21 protein-coding genes are annotated in these 22,972 nt (G+C 40.4%); 3 read left to right on the forward strand and 18 right to left on the reverse strand.

From position 1 onward, the window contains the following. Positions 1-202 precede the first annotated feature (202 nt). Together BUC20_RS21310 and BUC20_RS21315 are read left to right on the forward strand one after the other, a co-directional pair. Complete coding sequence (locus tag BUC20_RS21310; RefSeq protein WP_073233065.1) at positions 203-832, forward strand: hypothetical protein; 630 nt, start codon at positions 203-205, stop codon at positions 830-832. Between the two features lie 144 nt (positions 833-976). After that, positions 977-1,549, forward strand: a complete 573-nt coding sequence (locus BUC20_RS21315) for a hypothetical protein (protein ID WP_143166870.1) — start codon at positions 977-979, stop codon at positions 1,547-1,549. Between the two features lie 831 nt (positions 1,550-2,380). Here BUC20_RS21315 and BUC20_RS21325 read toward each other — a convergent pair. Further along, positions 2,381-3,091, reverse strand: coding sequence for an SPFH domain-containing protein (locus tag BUC20_RS21325; protein ID WP_143166871.1), 711 nt, complete (start codon positions 3,089-3,091; stop codon positions 2,381-2,383). A 621-nt stretch (positions 3,092-3,712) separates the two neighbouring features. On the opposite strand from BUC20_RS21325, the gene BUC20_RS21335 reads away from it, so the two are divergent. Beyond that, positions 3,713-3,958 carry a hypothetical protein gene (locus BUC20_RS21335; RefSeq protein ID WP_073233070.1) on the forward strand — a complete coding sequence of 82 codons (246 nt, stop codon included), beginning with the start codon at positions 3,713-3,715 and terminating at the stop codon, positions 3,956-3,958. Positions 3,959-4,217: 259 nt separating this feature from the next. On the opposite strand, the gene BUC20_RS21340 is transcribed toward BUC20_RS21335, so the two are convergent. From BUC20_RS21340 to BUC20_RS21415, 17 genes are all read right to left on the reverse strand, one after another. Next, positions 4,218-4,787: a hypothetical protein gene (locus BUC20_RS21340; RefSeq protein WP_073233071.1), complete on the reverse strand. Its 570-nt coding sequence runs from the start codon at positions 4,785-4,787 to the stop codon at positions 4,218-4,220. An 81-nt stretch (positions 4,788-4,868) separates the two neighbouring features. Then, positions 4,869-6,173: a hypothetical protein gene (locus BUC20_RS21345; RefSeq protein WP_073233072.1), complete on the reverse strand. Its 1,305-nt coding sequence runs from the start codon at positions 6,171-6,173 to the stop codon at positions 4,869-4,871. Positions 6,174-6,277: 104 nt separating this feature from the next. Further along, positions 6,278-6,460, reverse strand: a complete 183-nt coding sequence (locus BUC20_RS21350) for a hypothetical protein (protein WP_073233073.1) — start codon at positions 6,458-6,460, stop codon at positions 6,278-6,280. Then, on the reverse strand, positions 6,457-6,834 hold the full coding sequence (locus BUC20_RS21355; RefSeq protein ID WP_073233074.1) for a hypothetical protein: 378 nt from the start codon (positions 6,832-6,834) through the stop codon (positions 6,457-6,459). Before BUC20_RS21355 ends, BUC20_RS21350 begins: the two co-directional genes overlap by 4 nt. After that, the gene (locus BUC20_RS21360; protein ID WP_073233075.1) at positions 6,834-7,304 is read right to left on the reverse strand and encodes a M15 family metallopeptidase; all 471 of its coding nucleotides are present in this window, start codon (positions 7,302-7,304) and stop codon (positions 6,834-6,836) included. Before BUC20_RS21360 ends, BUC20_RS21355 begins: the two co-directional genes overlap by 1 nt. Before the next feature lie 133 nt (positions 7,305-7,437). Further along, positions 7,438-7,836, reverse strand: coding sequence for a hypothetical protein (locus BUC20_RS21365; protein ID WP_073233076.1), 399 nt, complete (start codon positions 7,834-7,836; stop codon positions 7,438-7,440). Positions 7,837-7,838: 2 nt separating this feature from the next. Then, positions 7,839-8,117: a hypothetical protein gene (locus BUC20_RS21370; protein ID WP_073233077.1), complete on the reverse strand. Its 279-nt coding sequence runs from the start codon at positions 8,115-8,117 to the stop codon at positions 7,839-7,841. Between the two features lie 83 nt (positions 8,118-8,200). Beyond that, the gene (locus tag BUC20_RS21375; protein WP_073233078.1) at positions 8,201-9,358 is read right to left on the reverse strand and encodes a hypothetical protein; all 1,158 of its coding nucleotides are present in this window, start codon (positions 9,356-9,358) and stop codon (positions 8,201-8,203) included. 2 nt (positions 9,359-9,360) lie between these two features. Then, positions 9,361-15,537 (reverse strand): shufflon system plasmid conjugative transfer pilus tip adhesin PilV, encoded by a 6,177-nt coding sequence (pilV, locus tag BUC20_RS21380; RefSeq protein ID WP_073233079.1) that lies wholly within the window; start codon positions 15,535-15,537, stop codon positions 9,361-9,363. Positions 15,538-15,540: 3 nt separating this feature from the next. Then, positions 15,541-16,008, reverse strand: a complete 468-nt coding sequence (locus tag BUC20_RS21385) for a hypothetical protein (RefSeq protein ID WP_073233080.1) — start codon at positions 16,006-16,008, stop codon at positions 15,541-15,543. Positions 16,009-16,011: 3 nt separating this feature from the next. Further along, complete coding sequence (locus BUC20_RS21390; protein ID WP_073233081.1) at positions 16,012-20,139, reverse strand: tape measure protein; 4,128 nt, start codon at positions 20,137-20,139, stop codon at positions 16,012-16,014. A gap of 1 nt (position 20,140) precedes the next feature. Continuing rightward, a complete protein-coding gene (locus BUC20_RS34320) occupies positions 20,141-20,266 on the reverse strand; it encodes a hypothetical protein (protein WP_262497434.1) in 126 nt (41 codons plus the stop codon). A 104-nt stretch (positions 20,267-20,370) separates the two neighbouring features. After that, entirely contained in the window at positions 20,371-20,874 is a 504-nt protein-coding gene (locus tag BUC20_RS21395) for a hypothetical protein (RefSeq protein WP_073233082.1), read from the reverse strand. Between the two features lie 56 nt (positions 20,875-20,930). Beyond that, positions 20,931-21,449 carry a hypothetical protein gene (locus BUC20_RS21400; RefSeq protein WP_073233083.1) on the reverse strand — a complete coding sequence of 173 codons (519 nt, stop codon included), beginning with the start codon at positions 21,447-21,449 and terminating at the stop codon, positions 20,931-20,933. 24 nt (positions 21,450-21,473) lie between these two features. Next, positions 21,474-21,902, reverse strand: coding sequence for a hypothetical protein (locus BUC20_RS21405; protein WP_073233084.1), 429 nt, complete (start codon positions 21,900-21,902; stop codon positions 21,474-21,476). A 211-nt stretch (positions 21,903-22,113) separates the two neighbouring features. Next, positions 22,114-22,437 (reverse strand): hypothetical protein, encoded by a 324-nt coding sequence (locus BUC20_RS21410; RefSeq protein ID WP_073233085.1) that lies wholly within the window; start codon positions 22,435-22,437, stop codon positions 22,114-22,116. Positions 22,438-22,472: 35 nt separating this feature from the next. Beyond that, positions 22,473-22,931, reverse strand: coding sequence for a hypothetical protein (locus BUC20_RS21415; RefSeq protein WP_073233086.1), 459 nt, complete (start codon positions 22,929-22,931; stop codon positions 22,473-22,475). Positions 22,932-22,972 lie beyond the last annotated feature (41 nt).

Raw genomic sequence — 22,972 nt, forward strand, 5'->3', positions numbered from 1 at the left:
ATATATCGTAACCTCTAGTGTTCGACAATTGGGCTGAGAAAACACTCAAAATTTCTAATTTCTGTTAATTTTAGCCCTAGATTTGCAAAAAATTTAAAATATTGGATTTATTAAAGGTTCATAAAATGGGAATCAACAAAAATTAAAAAACACAATAACTGCCTAATAAGCCATTAACCATCTAATTTAAGGCTTTCAAAGAATGTTATATAAAGCAGAAAATTTTAAAGAATACTCTTATGATAGAACCAGCAACTTAGAAAAAAACAACTCAATAATCATGAAAAAACAATTACTAGCGCTTTTTACCTTAACAATCCTCCTATCCTCAACTATTGTTGCATTTGGTCAAAATGAAACAGGAACCGCACCAGCTGCAGGTAGTCTAAAGTATTTAGATTATAAGAACGGTTTCAAAGAAATAAGACTGGGGGCAGATATTTCTACAATCTCAACTAAGGTCAAACTTGTCGACAAGGAGAATCAATATTATGATTACATGGATAATTCCGGATTGAAAATAGGGTCAGCTAACGTTAAATCTATAACCCTAATAGCATTCAATGGAAAGATAAAAGATATTTTTATTTTTCTTGAAAAAGAAACTGGTACCGCTGTTAACCGTATTTTAAGAGAAGCTTACGGAATGTACTCCGAAAAACCCAATAGATTTATGGATAAATATTACTGGAAAGGATCTAAAGTAAGGCTTATATACAATTTTGCATCTGAGCATAAAGAGCCAACTGTGTGGTTTGCTGACGTTGAGCTCTCTGATAAACACGAGAAAGCTATTAAAGAAACCGAAAAAAAAGCAATAAACGATCTGTAAACACAAAATAAATCAAACTATTGGGAAGCAAATAAACCTACTGGCTTTATTGAGTGATGGCCAGGTGAAGAAATACGATTTCAAATTCACAATGGTACCAGCAACTAAGAAAAATAAGTAATAACTATAAAACTCTCAAATACAATGAAAAAACATCTAATAACACTCTTAATTGTTGCTGTATCAACAATTGCATTTTCTCAAACCACACCGATAACCGGAGTTTATGGAATACCGTTTGGCTCATCTCAGGAAACAATCATTTCTAATATGAAGGCAAAGGGTTATACTAGAGACTTAACGGAAAAAGAAAACCTGACATTTAAAAAGGTTAAATTTGGTGCGTTTAATAATTGTCACCTGGTATTTTATATGTTTAAAAACAAATTATTCCAGGGTCTAATTTTAATGATCCCAGATTTAGACGCAAAAATAATTGACAGGTATGAAGATGTTGTAGAAGAATTATCTAGAAAATACGGAGAAGGCGAACCTTTTACAAAATTCAAATATCCATACGAAAAAGGCGATGGTCACGAACTTACCGCGATAAAATTAGGTAAAGCTGAATACAAAACATTTTGGGCAAAGGATGAAATCGGCATTATAACTGCATATATTTCTTCAAATTTAGTGGTTGGTGTAAAATACCAAGACAAAAATTTAATTAAAGAAGCTGTTGCTGAGCAAAACAAGAGTAACACTAGCGAATATTAATTAACAGGATTATAAACACTTTCGCTATAATTTAGGATTCAATCAATATAAGACTAAACACAAGGAATTCAATTGGCACCTAGATGACATACAGGCAATATTTAATGTAGTAAGAATAATAAACGAACTATAATCTATTTCCATGAAAAAACACATATTAACATTTCTAGTTTGTATCACAGCACTCGCTAGCTGTAAAAAGAACAATAAACCCGAAGAACAAACCCCTTCACTCAATGTAACAACCTATATCTTGGACAACAAAGCGCAATCAGCTATTGAACCCTGGAATGAAGCAAAGCCGTAAACTCATGGATAGTGTAAAGTGTGATAATTGCAACTCTTATAAAATTACTGTTTTCGATCTGAAGTATAAGCTTACCTATGGAATACTTCTTATTGTGTCAGGATACGGTTTAAGTCTTTTGTTTAATTCAGGTGGAATAGGTGTTCTATTCGGTATTATTGGTTACTCATTAATGTTCATTAGCCTTGGATACTTCTATATGGCTATAACCCACAAGAACACTAAATACAAATGCAAAAATTGCAATAAAGAATGGAGGGTATGAAAGCAGAAAGCTACACCGAGAATTTCATGCTTTTAAGACCGGATCCTAGAAAACCAAAACTGAACAATCAACTGACAATATGATAAAAAAGGAAGATATTAAAGCCTTTCTAATGACAAATAAGCGGGTTAATGGGGAGAAAAAAGAATCATCCAATGATTCGAATCCCCTCCCCTCCACAAGCTTACAAACGAAACGGCTAAGATTTTCATCTTAGCCGTTTTTATCTGCAGGTAGTTTACTAAAATGCCCTTTTAAATTAATCCTCTTTAACTGCCTGATCTTCCTTAGTAACTTTCACTTCCACCTTGGTTGCCCCCGCCCTTGCAGCTGAAACAGCTTTACCTATTTCGGTTAGTCCCTTTGATTCATATATTTTCATCGCAGTTACCACATCGATAGCCTGCCTGGTCTGTTCTTCCGGAATTGGAACAAAAGAAAGGAAGTTTAAAGTTACTCCTTTTGTTTTAAGGAGGCTATTCACATTTTTAAGAAGGTCAGCTTCAAACTCATTTTGATTAAAATCAACGATATCTTCGGTTAACAACAGGTCCCTTGCAATCTCCTTAATCCTTTTGTCAATAACAGAGTTTTCTGCTGTTTCATAAGCTTTTGAACTGTTAACCTCGCTATCACTATCACTATTCATTTTCCCCAGGTATTTAGCTTCTCCGATGTAAAGTTTTGCATCTGTGATGGAGTAATCATATGTGACTTCGATTTTAGCCATTACACGGTTCTTAAATGCGCTTTTGAAGACACTTTCTCCCTGCATTGGATAATCCGGAACAGTGATTTTATAGGAGCACATACCCACGCCCTTAGGCACAGTTTCACCGGCTTTGATGAGTTCCCAGCTCACCCCGCAATTACTGGTATACAAAGTTTGAACATTCGACTGAGCACGATCACATGAAGAAAGGAACAAAGCCGTTAGGCCGATACAGAGTGTTGTAAATAGATTTTTCATTCTTAATTTTTTTGATGTAAATTATTAATTTAATGGACAAAATGATCACCGCAACTGGAATTATTGCGCCTATGGTCGCTAAAAATAGACCAGCATGGCTGTAATACCGGCCAACAATGTAAATCTGATACCAGAAGTTGATCAGGCAGACCGCAATTAGGGCGATCAGGATGCAAAAAATTGTTTTCATGGTTTTATTTTGAGTTTATCGAACAATTGAACAAGCCAGGTAGATGATTATCCCTAAGATTGATAGGCTGACGACGATCGAAAATATCAACTTTTTCATAGTTTCTGACTCTCCTTTAACGCTTTTAATTTGTGTACTATCTTGCTCCTATAGTTCTTGCCATGGCTATTTATTTTAAAATCTCACCTCAATAGTTGTTTATTACTTTTCAATTAAATAGTTTACACAAAAATCATCCCTATGTCGTTACTTCAGACCTAAATAGGGCCAAATATTCCGTGAGTTAGTTGCTTGGAAAGTACTTCTTAATGTATTAAATTCTAATAGTTTCTTTTTGTAATTTCTGAATTATTGACAATTAATACTTGAATTTTATTATTGTAATAATTTTCTTTTTACTGCTTTATAATGAAATTATTTAAATTTTAATTATGATAGATTTAGACAATTTTAACCTAAACAAATTCGAAGTAAACGAAGGTGGTTTGTTAGCAGCAAGTCTTGAAATGACCATTTTTCAGCGTGCTGCCATTCAAGTTATTTTAAGAAATCAAGCTGAAATGGCCCACAAACTTGACCCAACTATAGATGAAGAGATATACTTCAAATCTTTAATGGATGAGACTATAAATGGTCATGATCAACTTAAGGCAATGATTTATTCCAAAATAATTTAAATCAGATTTAAAGTGTTTATGATGACGGATGGAAAGAACCAATTCTAACCGTCATTATACTGGTTACTTTTCGTCTTAATCCTATTGATATCCCCTACCTTTAATTGGAAACAGATCATATTCATGTTCACAAACGAGAAGACCATCTTCATTATAGTTCTTTTATAATAAAAAAAGCACCTCTTACATTGGACTTTTTATCCTGAACCCGGTAGAGACCAAATATTGATCTTTCAATGATATCAACATATCAATCGCATTAATAATACCTTTTCAGCCAATAAAACATAGAAAAACCAATCATCACAAGTATTCCCGCTCCAAGTAGGTAAGGCCAGACCGCAACAGGGCTTTTCTGTACTATCGCGCTGGATTGCTCTGATTTTGAAATTCTCCCCGAAGATTCCGACTGCCTGATCTTTCTGACCTTATCATTCTTTACAATCGTTTCTTTATCAAATTTAACCGGGAGAGAACGGGCGTTCAATGTAGCGGTAGCAGAAAGAATACCCGTTTCAGGCTGAAGCCTCAGCTTCACATCAACAAAATCACTCTTAATGATATGGAGGCCATTAAAGAGACTATCCAATATAAAAGGAGTCTCTTGTTCTATGATTTGAGCAGGGACCATTATCAATGTATCAGATTTTTCCCGGATAGTGATGATGGACTGATCACTACTCCAATCCTTAAGCGTACGCTTCTCCGTGGACCTGATCTCTCCTTTACTGTATTCGGTTGATTTATACACCTTCCGAAACATACCACAGCCGGACAACAAAACAATTGCCAGCAGCAATTGAAAGCGCTTCGAATATCTGTTTTTCATAGTAGTTTTTTTAAAGTCATTCTGACCTGTTTAAGAAAGAAACTGGTTGCAGTTCAAAAGATCTGCAACCAGTTTCGCTAGCTATTGGGCACCCACTCCTGGTAAGAGCGATACAAAATTTACGGTATCTGCCACCGCTTCCTGCTGCGTAGGAAAGTAATAATTGTTCTCCTCACGGGTGATCGGGGAGCCTCCCATGTTAATCATGTTTCCAATCGGATGCCAAACCGTATCCTGCTTATACATCTGGAAACCAAGATTATTGTAATACTCAAGTGTCCCTCCAGTAAAGTAAAGATCAAGCAATACCCCATCCCAGTCGTGGGAGGTATTCATGAGGCCGGCTGTGTTATTATAAACCTTTCCATTTGTCGGCTTAATCCTTGACGGATACTGAGCCATATAACCCTGCATCTGAGGACTGAACTGCAACTCAAAGGCACCATACTTCCAGCTATTCCAAACCACATTATTATAAATCTGCACATCTTTAACGTCATTGCCGTAAGACACTCCCCAGGCACGAATCGCATTTCCCTGATGGTTTGTGATTTTATTATCATGGAAAGAGCCGTTCCCCATCATCTGAAAAATACCGTTATGATATCCGTTTGGCGCATTTGGATCAGGAAATGACCTGTTAATGTTGTCAATAAGATTATGTGCAACTTCATAATTTTCAGCTTGCCCCATCCAGACTACATTTCCAATTCCCGGGCAATCTTTGATTACACAATTAAGAAACTTAAAATTCTTCATTAAGTTCTGGATTCCCTCATCAGCAAATGCACCGTAACAGTTGAATCCTGTACTCGTATTCTCGAAACGAAGTCTTTCCATTTTCCAATTCATGGAAGCAGTGCTGTCTGTACCATCATAAACCAGCCTGTTATGATAGGAAATTGTATAATCACCTACATTTTTAAAGCTCATATCGTGGAAATAAACATAATTACTGTGATTCTGAACTGAGATTGCCCGATAAGGCTGGTTAGTCACAGAAATACCCCAGAATTCCAGGTGATCGGCCTGACCGATATCAACAGAACCACCAGGCAAGTTCACCCCTGTTCCATCAATTTTAACATTTGTTGCTTTTGGGATGGAGATGTAAGAATAATTTCCTGGTACAATTTTAATATTAATGTCTACCAATGGATCCAGAATCAGCTGTCCGGAACCGGTGCCGACACTAACGAAGACTGGGTCTACCGGAGGTGCTACTGCCGTTGCATAAGCTTTCAAAAAGTCGGTGCTGGATATGGAGGGGTAAGCAATCTTACCATCCGAATAGGTAATTTTATCTGATGATGTGGTATAGGTAATCACCTGACCGTCGATAATAATAGAGCCAGACTGCTCTGCAATTGTTTGTTGATTGTTCATGTTTTTGTTTTTATGTATTAATTTGTTTAAGAATTTCAGGTCATAGCGATCCCCTTAGCCCCGAAATAAAGGGCTATTCAGCTGTTTGTCCGTCTCGTTTTATATTAGTTCAACTGATACTCTTTCACCAACATTTCCAGCTCCCTGACCTTCACATTAATGCTGTCAAGTTTTAAGTGAATAGGTTCGATATATGTCGCTTTAAAGATTTTTTGCGTTCCCTGTTTGCTCGAGGAAGCCCCGGATACCATCAGCATAAATACAGTGATCATAAATAGCGTTCTCATTTCCTTTTATTTTTGTTAAAGTATTGTTTAACGGATTCAACTGTTCCGTTTAAATTGATCAGAGAGGTATCTAATCTTTTGCTGTTGCTGTCTTGTTGTTCCTTATACGGAGCCAGTTGCCTTGGAAGCTCCCGTTCTACACCTTTTGCCACTGCAACGTTTATCTTTTCATTCAGCATGGTAATGTCCTGAATCCTCAACCTGTTCATTTCATTGATCACATTGTATTGCCAGAAGTTCAGTCCGACAGAAAGGAGTAGCATTGTTGCAAAAGGATTCTGCTGGACTGCAAAAAACAGTCGGTCAAACATCCTTTCGAACCAGGCGGCCTTACGATCAATCATATCTTGTTTTGTTTCTATCTCCTCTTCCATTATCTTCCAATTTCAAAATGCATCCAATCATAATTTTTCTCTCTTCCCAATGAGATAAATCCTTGTTTATAGAAAATATCAATCATTGGTTTATATTCCGGCCGGGCAAAACGTGCAGTTCTGGAGCTTTCTTTTAGCAAATTCCGGTCAGGGTCAAGATCTATCGCAGTTCCCCAGGAATGCCGGGAAAGAGTGGTCTTACTTCCTCTCATTAATCTGTAGTTGAAACATCCGCCATACAGGTCGATACCCAGGTCGACAATTCTTTGGTAACCATAGTACTGAAGAATATCTTCGAAAACGGCCAGCAAGGAATCTGCAATTAATTCATGACATTGTATTTGCGTAACTACGCTGTTCTTTTCCCAGGCAACCCTCATTTTATAAGGAAGTTTTATCGTTTTCAGATAGCCCTTACCTGTTGGATTCGGGATGCCATATTTCTCATTCAGCTGCTCGGTAGTTATCATATTCGTATCGTCTTATTGTGCTATACAAATTTACAAAAACCACCTATCAAGCTCAATTTTAAGGTTTTACAACTCACACTTTATAAAGAGAAAGCCAGATCATTGCTGGTTTTCTCTTTATCTGAAGCGTAGATTACCCTACAAGTCCGATCAACACCTCCAGCTCGTTAGTGGTTAGCGTTGGGTTCTCATTGAACAGTTCCTGCAAGTGGTTTTCGGTAAACAGTTTTGCTTCTTTTTCGGTTACATCCGTTGCATCTTCAGAGAGCTTTTTAAGTGCCTGATTAACGTTGTTTACATCATTAATGCTTCTTGCTCCGGAAATGGAACCATCTGCATTGGGTGTTAGTCCACTTTCCGTATAAATTGCTTCCTGAAGCTCATGAAACTGTTTCACGGCAACAGAAAGTCTGGCTTTTAACTTGATCACCGGAAAGAGCAGTTCTGAACCCAGTGATTTGATGGTACATTTTCCAAGAATGGAAGAAATGGCGTTTGCTTTGCTGTAGCTGATGGTTAAATTGTTGCTCATGATTAGATAGTTGTGTTTAAAATGGTGGTCATTTCGGTTAATACGGTAGTAGCAATTTCTGCATCGTGATTCATGCCTTGAAATTGAATAGACTGGCTATTGCTTGTCATACTGGCATTGATGTTTACATTTTCTCCGTCAACAGTTTTATTGCCATACATGTTAACCGATTTCGGGGTAGTTTCTCCCTCTTCAACATTGTAAGAGAATGTCAGGGCAAATCCTGATAATGTAGCCTCGTCTACCTTGGACGTGATCGTACTTTTGTTTGTTCTTGTCATATTATTTATTTTTCTATAATGAAGTCCTGACCACAATACATATGGCTATCAGACTATTGATTGATACTACTTTTTACATTGTTTTATATTGCACATTGGAAGCCCTGCATTACTTTAACACCATCTGCGATAAACCAGGTTGACCCGCCACTGTCTGCATACCAGCCTACCGGTATAATATTCTCCTTTGATGCATCTGTAAACAAAATTTCCTTTTTTGTCGTTAGCACTCTGTAGGGGGTGATTTGGTTTGTATTATTAGCCACGCTATTACATGCATCCTGATTGCTACTTCCAAACCAGTATGACAAAGACCATCCTTCAGTCAACAGAGACTCATAAGCCGGATCCGTAGGTGGCCATTGATTCGCAAAAGGCCCGCTTTGCTGTATGCTTCCCATAGATACAATCTCATTTCTGTCTCTTTCCGCAACATATTGAACATCGTACCAGCTGGCCCCGTCGCTATAATAAACCGCCCCGGCATCAACTCCATCATTTAAAATTTCGGGATCATTACTGAATAATCTTGCATACATACCAAAGGATCCCCGATCAGTTGTGTATGTTGCATTGTTTACACCGTAATTGGCTGCAGCCTGAGAAGCAAAGTCTCCCCTGGACAAAACTATTTTTCTGACACGTACTAAGAAATAGGTTTCAGGTCCATTGTAGACACCTTCCTCATTAGTAATTACTCCTCTGATCCGTACTTCCCGTCCCGCCTCCATAAATTCAGTAGTTGTAAAATTAAAATCACCTTCTGAATTTTTGGCCAATGAACTGATTGGAAAACCTTGCGACCATACTCCATTGCCTATTTTGTATTGCCATGATAGCTGTGAATTACTAAAATATGACGACCTGAAGAAAATATCTCCGGTAACCTGTTGAATTCTAAAATTAGTGATATAAGGCTCCTTTGTCCACCCTAAAGTATTTAACCCCGAATCATTGAATGTCCTTTTAGACTGACCTAAAGTAGATCCGTAAACATCAACGATTCTATTCGTTCTGTGCATTTTTTCGTTCTGACCTCCAACAATACATGTTCCCCAGAAACCATGGTACATTGTTCCGCCATAGTTTGCTGTAAAGGCAATCACATCATCCAGATAAAACAATGATTTTATCTGGGCCAGACTCCACTGAGCTTTGGCCGGATTGATCTTCATTTCTACATGATTACTTCCCCGAAACCTTGCTTCTACCTGAAAGTAATTATTAATCTCTGCTCCCATATTTATATTGTTATTCCTGATAAATTACCGATCCATATTGCGGCTTCTCCTGGAGCCAATGTTGGTGCAACTGTAGGTATTTTCAACGCCGCCGTTGCTTTCAATACCGGAGAGGTAACCGAAGCTGTTGACGAGAAATCACCCCATTGGCTAAATGAAAACTTCCGCACGTTCCGATCTCCAAAATGCATCCCTATATAATCGATGCCACCTTCATTTTGATAATAGGCAAGACCGTGCTCTGGCGCATTTCCAAGTCTCCATATATTGTTATGCCCCTGGTTATAGGCACCATTCTCATACCCACCATTTGTTCCTGTCCCTGAGATCATTTTATTACGTGTCCAGATTCCTTCACCGATAGCTGATGCAGTCTGCCCAGCAATAACAAATAAGGCTTGATGTGACAGGCCAGATATGGATTGACCTCCTGCATTTGAATGTGTCCAGGCGATACCATACATATTTGCCAAAGAACTGCCATCTTTAGCCGGCTGATAAATTCCGCCCATGCTAAAAACAGCCTGATATTTTGTTGCATCATATACGCCAACCAGACCAGCACCAATGTTATTAACCTGATATCCTTCACTGGTAAGCATGAAATTATCACAATAAAACACCTTACCTCCATAGGTCCTTACATAAGAGGAATCAGCCATATAGATACCACCCCCATAATCCTGGCTATACCAACCTGTAGCCCCCAGACTTCTGAACCAGTTTGTTGCATTTACTGAACCTGAAACGCCACTGTCATGTCCAAATACACCTCTTGTACCCGCAACTAAACCGCCAGCTACGACCGCACCTGTAACGTTCGCATTTGAACTCGGATCCATTCTTAATGACCAGCTACCTGCCGAATTCAGTAATCCAAAATTATTTGAGCCATCACCATGTATCGCCCCACGCACATTATTTTGGCCACTACCGGAAAACTCCAAATAAGCCCCTTCGGCAGTATCCGAATAAATCCTCCATTGAGAAGAACTCAAAGCATATATACCATTAAGGTATGTTGAATTGTAAAGTCCGGACTGACCAGCTGCATAAAACCAATTACCCGATTTTACCGATCCTTGAGCTGTGATATTCCCTTCAGTGATTACATGACTGTTAAACCAGGCTTGTCCGGTGGAGAGGCTTATTCTTGATTTCACAACCGAATTTTCCGCAAAATTAATCGTATGGCCAAATGAAGAGCGTTTCTCATATTCGTAACCCAATCCATAGTAGTTGTCAAGCCCGATCCAATTTCGTCCAATAGTCCATAATATCTGATCTCCTGTATTGTTCATTTCGTAGTTACCTACTGCATTTACATATCCCTGAGCCTTAAAAAACGTGTTTGTTTGAATACTTCCGGTTACAGCAAGATCACTGGCTATATCCGTTCTGCCATCAACAGATAGTCTACCGTTTTGCACATAAAACCCTTTATTCCCATAAGTTCTGATCCAATCGTTATCATTCATCATTATTCCACCACCATGAACTTCGTGATACCAGCCTCTTCCAGAAGTTAAAGACCTGAACCACGAACCAGAATAATTTTCACCTAAAGTTTTCGAGTTACCTAAAACATCTAAATTACCTCTAACCTGGGCGTAATTATTAGCTGTTAAATCTCCAAAAACTGTTATATTCTTAGCTCTAAAACTCTCGTAATCAGTACCAGGGTTATTCCTTATTTCTATAACACCGTCGCTCCCCAAAGCTATTTGGGCAGCAACCCTACCTCCCCAATGAAATGATAAATTTGGACTATATGTACTTTCAAAAGGCCTGAAAACTTCTAAATTCGCCGTATTATAGGATGTCCCTGCCCCTCCTGCAAACTGAACCTTGTCAATATTCCATCCGTTCCATAATATCGGCCTCCAAACTGAGCGTGTACCATTGTCACCGTTTATCGTTCTAAAAGCCAACTGACCTCCACCATCGTAGGAACTATTTAATTGCAGTCCGTAATTGGTACCAAACTGCCCCAGGAAGCCAGTATAAGGAGCGTTAACAGCATAAGTAAAAGAAGAAGTATTCCAGTCTACTGTATTGGCATCTACACCGAAAACATCATTCAATTGGTGATATCTCCCACCCTTATCCATGCCTAAGCCATTTTGAATACGGGTAGCACTTGTATAACTCCATACATTATCTTTGATGGTCATTATAGCATCAAAAGTATTATTCCCAGTGCTTGCATATGCGTTTTCAGCCCAATACGTTGCTCCCCTTACGTTGAAATTAGCAGGATTGTAAACGTATGCGTCATTAGGCACATTTGATCCCCACATCCATGCTGGTTGCCCCGGTTGACCTTTCCAATTAAATTTCATGGAAGCACCGGAATTATCAACAGCCTGTGCTACATCTGAGATTCTTGCCGAATCTACTCTAACCCCATAAGTACTAGAGCCATTGAAACCCATTAATATCGGATAGCCCTCCACCCATGGTGCTGCTGAATTGATTCTATTCGCATGAAGATCTCCTGCAGAATTATCTGCGATAACATGGCTGTTTCCAAAATACGCCCATCTCAAATTAGTAGATACACTGACATCAAAAGTTCTGTTTCCAGGTCCGTTATTAATCTCATTACCATTAATGGAGTTACGATAAGCAAAAGACCCAAGACCAAGAAAGGCTTGTACTGTCCCTGCATTATAGTAATTATAGGAAGCAGTCGTTCCTGACAATCCTAAAATACCAGCCAATGATCCACTGGCAGCACCAAAATTCTGTGACCAGCCATTGTGAAGTATTGAATTAGAAGCCGTTGTTGCTGTAGCTGCATTTCCTGTAATACTGATTCCCCAGGTACCAGAAGCATTCCCTCCACCAACAAAGGCATAACGGGCATCACTTTGTGCCTTTGTATAATAATTTGTTAAATCAAAAATATCCCCGTTCACACTTAACACCCCTGTATTGGGATCCATCAAAAGACCTGTCCCTACCTTGACACCCCCAAGAACAACAGCTGTAGCCAACGGAAGTGTATAACCTGAAGGATCTGAAGTTAATCCGGAAAGGTCCCCCAACCATATAGAAGCCTGACCTGGGAGTAAAGTCGGACTCTGAGTCGGTATGATCAGATTTTTAGAAAATACCGCCCCATTGTCAAATATTTTTATTCCCTGAACACTTTCATTGGATCCTAAATCCACAAAATTCCGGGTAGCACTTCCTGTGCCTCCTTTACCGATCTGAAGAACAGAAAAACCAGGTTCATACCATTGGTCGGTTTGGGCTTTGGTAATCCAGTTGCCAAAATTCCCTAAATCATTGGTAAAATGGCTCAGGTTAGTTGGTCTGTTTGTGATATCTGCCCATAAATGACCATGATCAATCTGGCTGTACCAGCCATCAGCCTGACTTTTGGTGATCCAGCTTCCATAATTGCCAAGGTCATTCGTGAACTGACTAAGACTACCAGGTTTACCGCTAATGATATCCCAGCTCACCGCTTTAAGGTACCCCTGACCTGCATGATTGCCCCAGCCAAACGCTAAATTCCAATTGACACGTTCCGTATCAGTAATGAACCTATGAGCGGCGTCTTCCAGAATAGCCACACTATTTCCGGTCCTCACCAGAGGAGACACGAAGCTAAGCGGGCTTTCCCCTGCGGAAACAGAAACAACACCTGTTGCCGGATCGATATTAAGACCTGAACCAATCTTAATTCCTCCCAAAATTCCGGATGTAGCAATTGGCAAAAGATAGCCTCCTGTTTCATGTGTTAAGCCCGACAGGTCACCGACCCAAATTGCTGCCTGTCCGTTATTTAAAAAATCAGGTGCAACAATCGGAACAATCAGTTTTGAGGCTTTACTAAAATCCGCAACTCCTCCATTAAATACCTTTATGCTCTCATCAGGTTTGATTTCTACTTTTGTTCCTGAGATGTTCAGTTTTCCTGCGGCATCAATCAGAATGTCTCCGATCTTTGAGCCGGCACCAGCTGTGATTTTCCCTTCGAAAACACCTCCTGCAGCATAAAGAGTTCCATCGCGTGTTACTCTGAATTTTGCCTGATTAGCCAAACTCAGAGAAGGAGCTCCTATAAACAAAGGGAACTCCCCTTCATCTCCTACTGCAGAATAATAGTCGCCATATCCTACCACCAGTTTTTTGGACACTACACCTCCCTTAACAGTCAGTTGACCAGGCACAGTAACACCAAAATCTATTCCCGAACTCCCATCCCCCAGGTTGAACTTACCATCCGTAAGGTTAAAATAGTTTAATCCTGACAAAGACTTCAGCACTCCTGATGTTACCTGATCACCAATGATAAAGGTCATTCCTTTCGTCAGTTCATGGTCTCTCCTTCCATCTTTGGCAGCATATAGAACACCGGTTTGAAAATGCCAGTATCCTGGTACTTCTTCCACCCGGATCAACTGATCTGTGAATAACCATTCGCCAGTCAGGCTGGTCCTCGAAACTTTCGCATAGATATAATACTCTTTGGCACTGACTAGTAGGTCATTTTCAAAAGGCAGCATGTTCCAGATGAAACCCACACCCTCAATCTGCAGCTCATAATGAATCAACTGACCTGCCGATACCCTTATTTTATTCTGATCTCCAAGGTAATTCGGATGAAATACAACACCTTTCAGGGAAAAATTAGTTGCCTTGGCACCTGCTGCGAAATATAGTGTTTCGATACTGCCTGGCCTTATTTTATCCGTGAAGTAATTGCCATCCGGATCAATCACTTTATTTTGTAACCGTCTTAAATTAACCGCATTGTTACGACTTTGTTCGATCACATTCCGTTCTGTTTGTCTGATCAGCTCTTCATGCTTAACATTATCCTTGATCAGCTGTTCAGCCAAACTATAAGAAACCGTATCACTGATGGTTGCATTGATACTTTCCGGAGAAAATATCGGATAGGAAATAGATTGTACCCGCAGTTTTTCATCAATAACCATGTCCTCGTCCACAATTGGCAACCGGTCGCCAACCCTTATGGCATTGGTTAGACCCGATTCTTTCAGGTAAAGCGAATCTACCCCAAGTGTGAAAGAAACAGGAGGATTACTATGGTTCTTTGCATACTCAATTGTTGCATTTTTCAGCCTTAACTCTGCATCAGAAAGATAAGTCTCCGGCATCTTTATGCCTACAAAAGTATAGCGGTCACCGATTACGACTTTTGAGTTTACATTTGGAAGCTGATAACCATTTTCCAGCTCATTCACTTTAAAAGTCACAGTTTTGCTCGTATGATCATACTTTGTGATTTCAAATTCCTGTCCGTTAAGCGCACCTGACTTAAATACGATCTTTGCCTGTCCATCAACAATGACCTCATTCAGGTTAAAATTAAGACTGGAATCCAGGACTGAGCTCAGAGAGGGGGTAGCTGTTACCGTTCCCGTTCTCTCCGGAAAAATCTCCGGGAACCGGGCAACCACCTCTATCCGACCATATTTATCGACATTTCTTTCTACCTTTCCTCCTTCAAAAATCAATTCACGGACTCCGTTCCGGTAATCAGCAGGTAAATTTGCTGTTCCCCCAAAACCATAAAACACCGTTCCATAACCCGAATCGTCCTGAGATTGGCGGCTAAGGCTATACAGTCCTTTATCATGCCCATATTTAAATGTCACTTCATGCAGGGTATTTCCTACCACTTTTTTCAGATAAACAGACTGGTCCCGAAACTCATACTCCAGTTTAAAGGCTTCTGCTATTTTAGTAATCGCTGTCCGGCAATTGTCGTCATTATACTGGATGGTCATCGAATCAGGGGTCTCATCAACTTCAGCGATCAACCAACCCGGATCACTCACATTTGCATTGCTGATGATCAGTGATAAATGTTCCGCTGCCTTACCGGTATAAAAGAAGTTCATGCTCCCTTCATGAAAAACTTTTTTGTGATACAAAGCATATTCCCTCCCCAAAAATATTGCGGAGTAATCGAAATTTCTCTTTCCGTTCCGCGTTTCGGTTGCCGCTCCTTTTAAAGTGAATACATGGGAATTATGAATGATGTAATCTCCCTCCAGCAGGTTCAATGCCACAGGACTTTTGAACTGAGCAGAGATCTTGTTCTGCCCCATCAGGTCTCCATTGTAAACCGTCTCCCTGCCGGTATCTACCTGAGCAAATACGAGCTTGTTTCTATATATTGTTAATGTTGACATAATTTAAGCTGAAACTCCTGTGAAACCTTGATAATTATATTCTGCCTGCAGACTGAAGGTGGCAGCAACCTTTCCGTTACTTTGTTTGATAGGACTCAGCAGCTCATAACCGTCAACACCTTCGTATTTTAGTAAAAACCCTCTGTTAAGATCAATGACCTCAAACCTGAAAAATCTATTGGAGGAAAAGAACAGGTCAAAGCGACTGTAAAACTCCCACCAATCGGTTTCATTTAAAGCCTCCAGCATCACCGGAAGTTTGATCTTTTTGGACTCAAAGTAAATGGGTGCTCCCATGTCATATTTTGTCCCGTTCATATCCGGGAAGTTCATTTTATACTCCGGTTCTTTTGGGATTCCGGGTTTCAACAACTCTCTGTAGGTTCCTTTTTTAAAAACCAGCCCGAAATAGATCCCTGAGTCCACCCTTTCGGTACCGTCATGTTTTGCGATGAAATATTTGCCTTTCATATGTTATTTTTTTATACCCAGATCAGAGGGTGTTTGAATTGATGTTGTTTTCGTATTGGCAATCACCTGGTCGAGTTTGGAAATCATTACTCCGGTATTGTCTGCGGTTCTGAAGGTATTTGCCTCAATCTTCATTGCCACATCGAAGTTTGACCTTGCTACATTCAACAGATCCTGTGCATTTCCTCCAATCGAGCTCAGCACTATATTTCCCTCCGTTGAAATTGAAAGCATTTGCCTGGTCATGTCAAACTGCCCCCTCCATAATCCTGTAAGCACACTTGCGGTCTCTTCCGTGATTTCTCTTTTGATCGTTCCTGAACCCGTTAATGAAGAAGAATCAGTTTTGCTACCTCCCAGATCCTGTCCGGTGATTTTCTTCAGCTCTTCGAATCTTTTTCCGGCATCCCCCATCAGGTTATTGAAAATAGTTTTCAATTCAGTAATTTCGGTATCAGTTAACTCTTCATCACTCGCTCCCCGCTTGGCAAACTCACTATAGAAACTTTCCATTGCCCCTGCAAGCACCTTGTTTTTAAAGATGCTGAGTGCAGCATCATCCATGGTCTGTTTAAAGAAATCTGCCAGATCCTGAGCACCTGTTTTTCCTTCTTTAAACATTCCCAGAAGGCTATTTGCAAGATTATCAGAAGTTGTTCCTGTAAAGATCTCGTTGGTTTGCTTAGCCAGATCAGCAATTGCCTTTTCGGCATCAAAACCCTTCTGTTCCAGTTCTTTTAACCGCTCTACCAGTACTTTGGCATCCCCTTCAAGTTTCCCCTGGGAAAGCAACATACTCAACTCACCAAAATCTTTGCCGGCCAGACTTTCATAGGTCTTTATGACCTTTGCTTTTCTGAACCAGGTCCCATGCTTATAAGTTTCACTCGCAATACTGCTCATTCCACCAAGCTTGCCCATGATCTCATCAGACTCCTGTTTCCAGGCAGCCATCTGATCCTGACGGATTTTAAGCTCATCTTTGATCCCATTCAGTGCAGTCTTGTTGTCACGAACACGCTGTAACGCCCGTTCTTTTATGGATTCCTGATACTCGCGTTCTCCCTTAATTGCATTCGCATAGAAATCCTCCACTTCTTTACGCGCTTTTTCATTCATCTCCCGAACGCGTTTACCAATGGAGAATAATGTTCCAACCGCTTTAATGGCCGAACCCACCATTTTCAGGGGATCTCCAGACACAATGGCTCCGGCAACATCTCCTGCAGCCCCTGCAAGCTGACCAATCGTGTCCAGTGTATAGCCTGCCTCTGTATCTACTCCACCCAATGCCTGGGACATGGTCGAGGCCGCTTCTGAAGCCGCATTCAATCCTGTAGAAAGACCCTTCAGCGTTTTGTTGTCTTTTAACTTTTCCAGGAATTTATCCAGTCCCCTCTTGTTGATCTGATCAGTTTTATCCTGAACTTCAAGTAATTTATCCCTGAGCCTCTTTAACTCAGCGACATTTTCGGGCTTGTTAATGTCCAGCTTTTTTACCGCTGCAATATTCCCCTCCAGCGTTTTTGCTTCCACACTGAGAGCTTTTAAATTGGCATCATCAACCCCCAGGCCCAAACGCCCTTCCAGGCCCGCCAACTGGGATTTCACATCCGCTTTCATCTCCTCAGAGATTTCAGAATTCTTCAAAAGAGATCGCATGGTCTTGATCTGCTTTTCAATCTGTTCCCGATTCAGGATCAGCGTTTCCTCCGCCAGTTTCTTGTAGATCTCACTCTTCTTATAAGCTTCTTCCCGGGTAGCCTGAATTGAGGCATCCCTCAAATCTTCCAGATTTTTTCTTTGATCAGCTGTGATCCCTCCATTCTGCTCGTTATTAATCGTATCTATCTTACTTTTATATTCCTGACGGATATTATCCTCTTTTTGAGCATAAGTTTCCGCTTCCTTATACGCATTGGCGAAACGCTCAGCTACCTGATCTTTTTCCTGTTTCGTTAATGCTTTACCCTCTTTATCCAGAATAGCTAGTTGCTTATTGTCTTCATCCGTACGAGTCTGTTCAGGCTTTTTCTTAATCAGATCTTCTTTGGATTTCAGATACGATTTATAATCTTTGATCTCTAAAGCATATCTTCTGTCCGCCTCAAGTGTGCCAACCTTTGTTTTGAAAGCTTCATATTCGGCATACATAGATTTCCGGTTTTCCAGATCTGATTTTAAATCAGCAGTCTCTTTTTCCCCCTTCAATTGACCTTCAATTATTTTCTCAGCCCGGTTGATACGCAGCACAACACCATCATCCAATTTTTCGCTTTCTGCTCTTTTTCTTAAACTTTCTGCATTCTTCTGAGCGGCTTTAATTTTATCCTCATCTTCAGGGTTTCCGCTTTTTGCAGCTTGTTTTTCAAAGTCAAGTACATCGCTGAGAATTTTATCCTTTTTAGTTGGCCCAGAATTTACCTTTGGGCCACTTTCCCCTGTTATCCGACGTCTTTCCTCTACAAGTTTTTTAATTTCCTGATTGTGTTTTCTATACTGAGCTGAAGTTTCAGAAAGCCCCTTTTGCAGTATTCTCTGTTTCTCTATTTCCCCATCAAGAAAGGCAACTGTTCTCCTTGGAGCTGACTCGGTTTTCTCATCCCCTGAGAGAATTGTATTTATTTCCGCTTTTACAGCATCCTGTTCTTTTTTATTTTCCGCATTGGCCTTAAGATCCGCCATCATTGTCCCGGCATAGAGTCCATACTTCGAAACACCGATTACTTTATCAATAAAACCGGCTCCTTCATCTTTCGCTCTGATCAGTTTTTCCAATTTTTCGTTGGCCACTTTCAACTTGATAGATTTCTCCAATGAGGCCAGATAACTATTAATTGCGTCCTTAGCCTTTTCTGTTTTGATCGTTTCCAGCGTAAGATTTCCAAGGAGTTCAGGTGAAAGCTGGTTGATCTCGGAGATCGCTCTACCTCTGCGTTCTTTGGACAATGTTTCATCTCTTGCCACATCAAGAAGCTGATCCAGTTTATTCTTCTCCACATCCAGATTAGCAGAAACCTCATCGTTGATTTCCTGTAATGACCTGGAAGCTTCTGAACTGGCATCCGAAAATACCACAACCGCGGCAATAAGTGCACCTAAAGCGGTAGCCACTACAATATAAGGATTTGCAAGAGCAGTCGCATTCATTATCCTCTGATACTGGGTTGCAACAGCAAGAGCCCCGGAATAAAGCATTTGAGCAGCAGTGATTCCACTCGTAGCCAATGTATTGGCAATTATTGCTGCCCTGTAAACACCGTAAGTAACCACAAGAACTTCCAATACCTTTAGGATAGTTTCATAATTCTCCACCAGGGTTGCAGCTGCGGCTATAGAACCAGAAAACACACCTTCATTCCTATCGCCTATATAATTTAACATAGCGTCCCAAGCACCTTGCAACCGCTCCAGTTCAGCACCTAGTGTTCCTGACCTTAATTCCATCAAGCCATAAAAAGTCCCCCCCGCATTAGTCAGGTTCCGAAAAGCCTGCTCCACCTGAGGAAAACCTACCTGCCCAGCAGCGACAAGTGTATTGATCTTCTCTTTCCCTACATTAAGTACCGATGCCAGCTCTTCATAAATTGGAATGCCCCGACTTGCCAATTGATTGATATCATCCTCTGATGCTGTTCCTTGTTTTTTTAGATTTCCATAGATATTGGCAAGGTCAGCTATCGGAACCGATACCCCTGAAGCTACATTTCCAAGTATATTTAATTCCGTAACCACATCTTTTGCAGTCGATCCGTAATTCAACAGCTGTTTTGCTGCATCTGCCGATTCTTTTAAACCAAAAGGGGTAGTCCCCGCGAATGAAGACAGATCTTTCATAAGTGCATCGGCAGCAGTTTTACTTTTAAGAATAGTCGAAAAAGTGATATCTAATTGCTGATATTCATTTCTCACCTGTACTACCGAAGAAAGGAAGGCTGCAATGTTATCAAAAGAAAAAAATGCGTTAGCAACATCAGTCGCCTTTTTTGCAAAAGTTTCCAATTCCCCATTCTGGTTCATCAACTGACCTGTCATCCTTCCAACATTTGCCTCCATACGACCTATAGCCGCCTGAAACTGCGAATCGTCCAGTGTACTTCTATAATTTAAATTCTCCTCTGCTGTGCTCATGTTAATATCCTTGTTTTCTTAATTCTAATTCTTCTTCTTCAGGAGAAATGACCTCATCCTCCTCTTTTTTATCGGTATCCAGACCAGGTATAGTGGCCAGATCCATGGTAAAGTTTACCCAGCTCATGCCCCATAACACCTCAGCTCTGCTACATTTAAAATACTTCCGGTAACTACCGAGTAAACTCCAGGGGCTATCAACTCCCCTGGCATCTTTAGGCTCCTCTTGAACTATTCCTGTTCCTGAGCAGGATTCGCAACCGGCTCCTCCACATTCAGGACACTTGCTCCGCTGATCAAGACGATAGAATTTATAAAACTGGTCACACCAGCCTGGCTCAGCGCGGCATCCAGAATTTTAAGGAATTGCTGATCATCCATCCAGCGCAGACTTCGTAACAGCCTCTTGGACGGCTCCTTTTCTGTATTCTGAATACAAACCCCAACTACATAGATAAAATCTTCTGTATGCTTTTGAATGGCCTCCCACGCCTTCGTCAGGTTCACTTTCCCATTCTGAAAAATATCTTTAGGCAGATTGACCGCCACGGCAGAAACCCTGTACCTGTTTCCCACTAAAATCGGACTGATCTTAAACACTTTCTTCGACTTCAAAAAGCCCTTTTTCATAAGGAGTTTCTGCAGTTTGCCGGCAGGTTTGATCTCGATCTCAATCGTTTTATCCTTTTGGGTTAAAGCCTCACCAACTTTTCTTAATAACTCTTGTTCTTCCATCTTTGGGGTGTAAAGAGGGTGCCCTGAGGCACCCTCGTTTTAAACTAAACCGTACCTTAAACTGTAGTACCGAACACAATCGACATCGCAGGAGTTCCGGCTTTGTCCGGGGTAAGTACTTTACCTGTCCAGTCAATCTGACCCAGTTTTGCTTTATCGAATGAGATGTTAGCAGTTGCAGTTAATTTCATTTTCACGAAATTGAACTTGGTGCCACCTCTTGTTTCTGCGCTCACCGACTGGTGAACCGCTACAGTTACTCCACCTACCGGTGCACTCCAGGTCTGATTCGGAGCGGTTCCTGCTACTGTACCGCCAAATAATTTCTTCATCGTTTCTGCAGAAATATTGTAGGTACTTGCTTTTAATGACCATGATCCTGCTTTAGTCTGGATCTCATCATACAGCTCATCTGTTTCTTCGATTTCTACTTCTTCACTGGTTGGCTCAGTAGAGGTTAAGGTAGCTGTACCTTTAACTGTTGCACCGAATACTTCTGTAAGTGCTGTTCCCATGCCACCGTCTGTAGCAGGATCTCCCATTGTAATGGCTTTTAAGCCGTAAATTTTGCCCATGATTTTGTTGTTTTTATTTGTGATTTAATTAATTGCGTAAAATTGTATGTCGAAACTGACATAGTGTTCCCTCGCCTCATTGTGCTCAATCTTATCCGTCAGGACTTCAAAACAGAACTTACCGGATGGATCCCAGATTTCCTCTCCTTCCCCGAGTGCAGTATTTGCAAGTCTGGATAAAGAAAGGATGCGTACCGTATCCGGAAGGTATTTATCCTCAGGACGATCCGGAAAAACCAGGTTTGGCACGTAGATGTTTAGTTTTAATATTCCTTGCTGTACATCTTCCCTGTCAAAACTAAGTGCCAGAATGACCACATCTTCAAGTATGGAACCTGCAGGCCGCTCGTCCTTATAGATACTTCCATTTGGTTTCTGTGCATCACTCATCAAAATACTGTTCGCAATAGTTTGATTTAGCACATTTACAATCTCAATTGATGAATAACTCATTTCTATATTTTTAAATATTTAATTGCTGTTGATCACAATGACCACTCCCCTTTCAGGCTTTCCATAAGCACCTGATTTGTCCTGAATTTCAAGGCAGAAACCGTGTTTTTCAATTGTTGTGAGGAATGATATAAAGGTAAGGCAAATGCCTGTATTTTTATTTTTTAAGCCTTTATAGTATCCTGATTATAAAGCTTAAAGGCCGTATCTGCTACTCATTCAAGCCATTAATAAAATGCATCATACTTTTCTTTCCTTTGGCATTTAAAGGTTCCTGAACCTGATTCCATTTCTTCAGTAAAGGTTCCAGTAAAACTCCGGAAACTACATCGTATTCAAGATCAGTAGTTACGATAAAATAGTATTTTGTCCTTTCTTCCAGCGCATTTGCCAACTGCTTGTCCCATACCAGACTCGCCAGTTCAGCCCTTTTCTGGTCAATGTGTTTTGTACTGCAGAAATACACGATCTGTTCTGGTTTAAGCACAGACAAATCAATTGTTGTTAATTTTGGTTTTTTACTAAATCCTATCATGATACCTGTTGTTATTTGTTTATAATTCTACTTGTTTATTCAAAAAAGCCATGTTCCCTGCGAATCAGGTCATAGAGCCGATACACTTCTTCTCTAAACTCTTCATAGGCTTTAAAAGCAACGATCACACCTGGGGTCGACATGCTCAGGACTTCCTGTGAGGTACCGATCAACATAGAAGCCTGCTTCATAATACCAGGCACTGTGTTTCTCCGAACCAGCTGCATGATTTTTTCCGGATCGTAAAACAAAAGCAATACGGCCACCAGCAAATCTCTTTTATAAGTAATGTTGGCCCTTCCTTTCCCATTGGTCCAGTTGTCCGTTTTCACCTGCTTTTCTCTTTTAAAAGTGCTGATGATCTTTTCAATATTCGAAAGGTCAGTTAGCTGTGCCCTCGGTAAAGTATCTTTTATTTTTCTGGTGATGATTTGTGCGATTTCCGGATACTCTTTTCGTAAAACGGAGATCATTAAGTTTGAGCTGTATTCCATAGCAATCTATTGAGCTAAAATATTTGTGCTTCATAGTTGTA

It is taken from the genome of Pedobacter caeni, assembly GCF_900129215.1.
GTDB lineage: Bacteria > Bacteroidota > Bacteroidia > Sphingobacteriales > Sphingobacteriaceae > Pedobacter > Pedobacter caeni.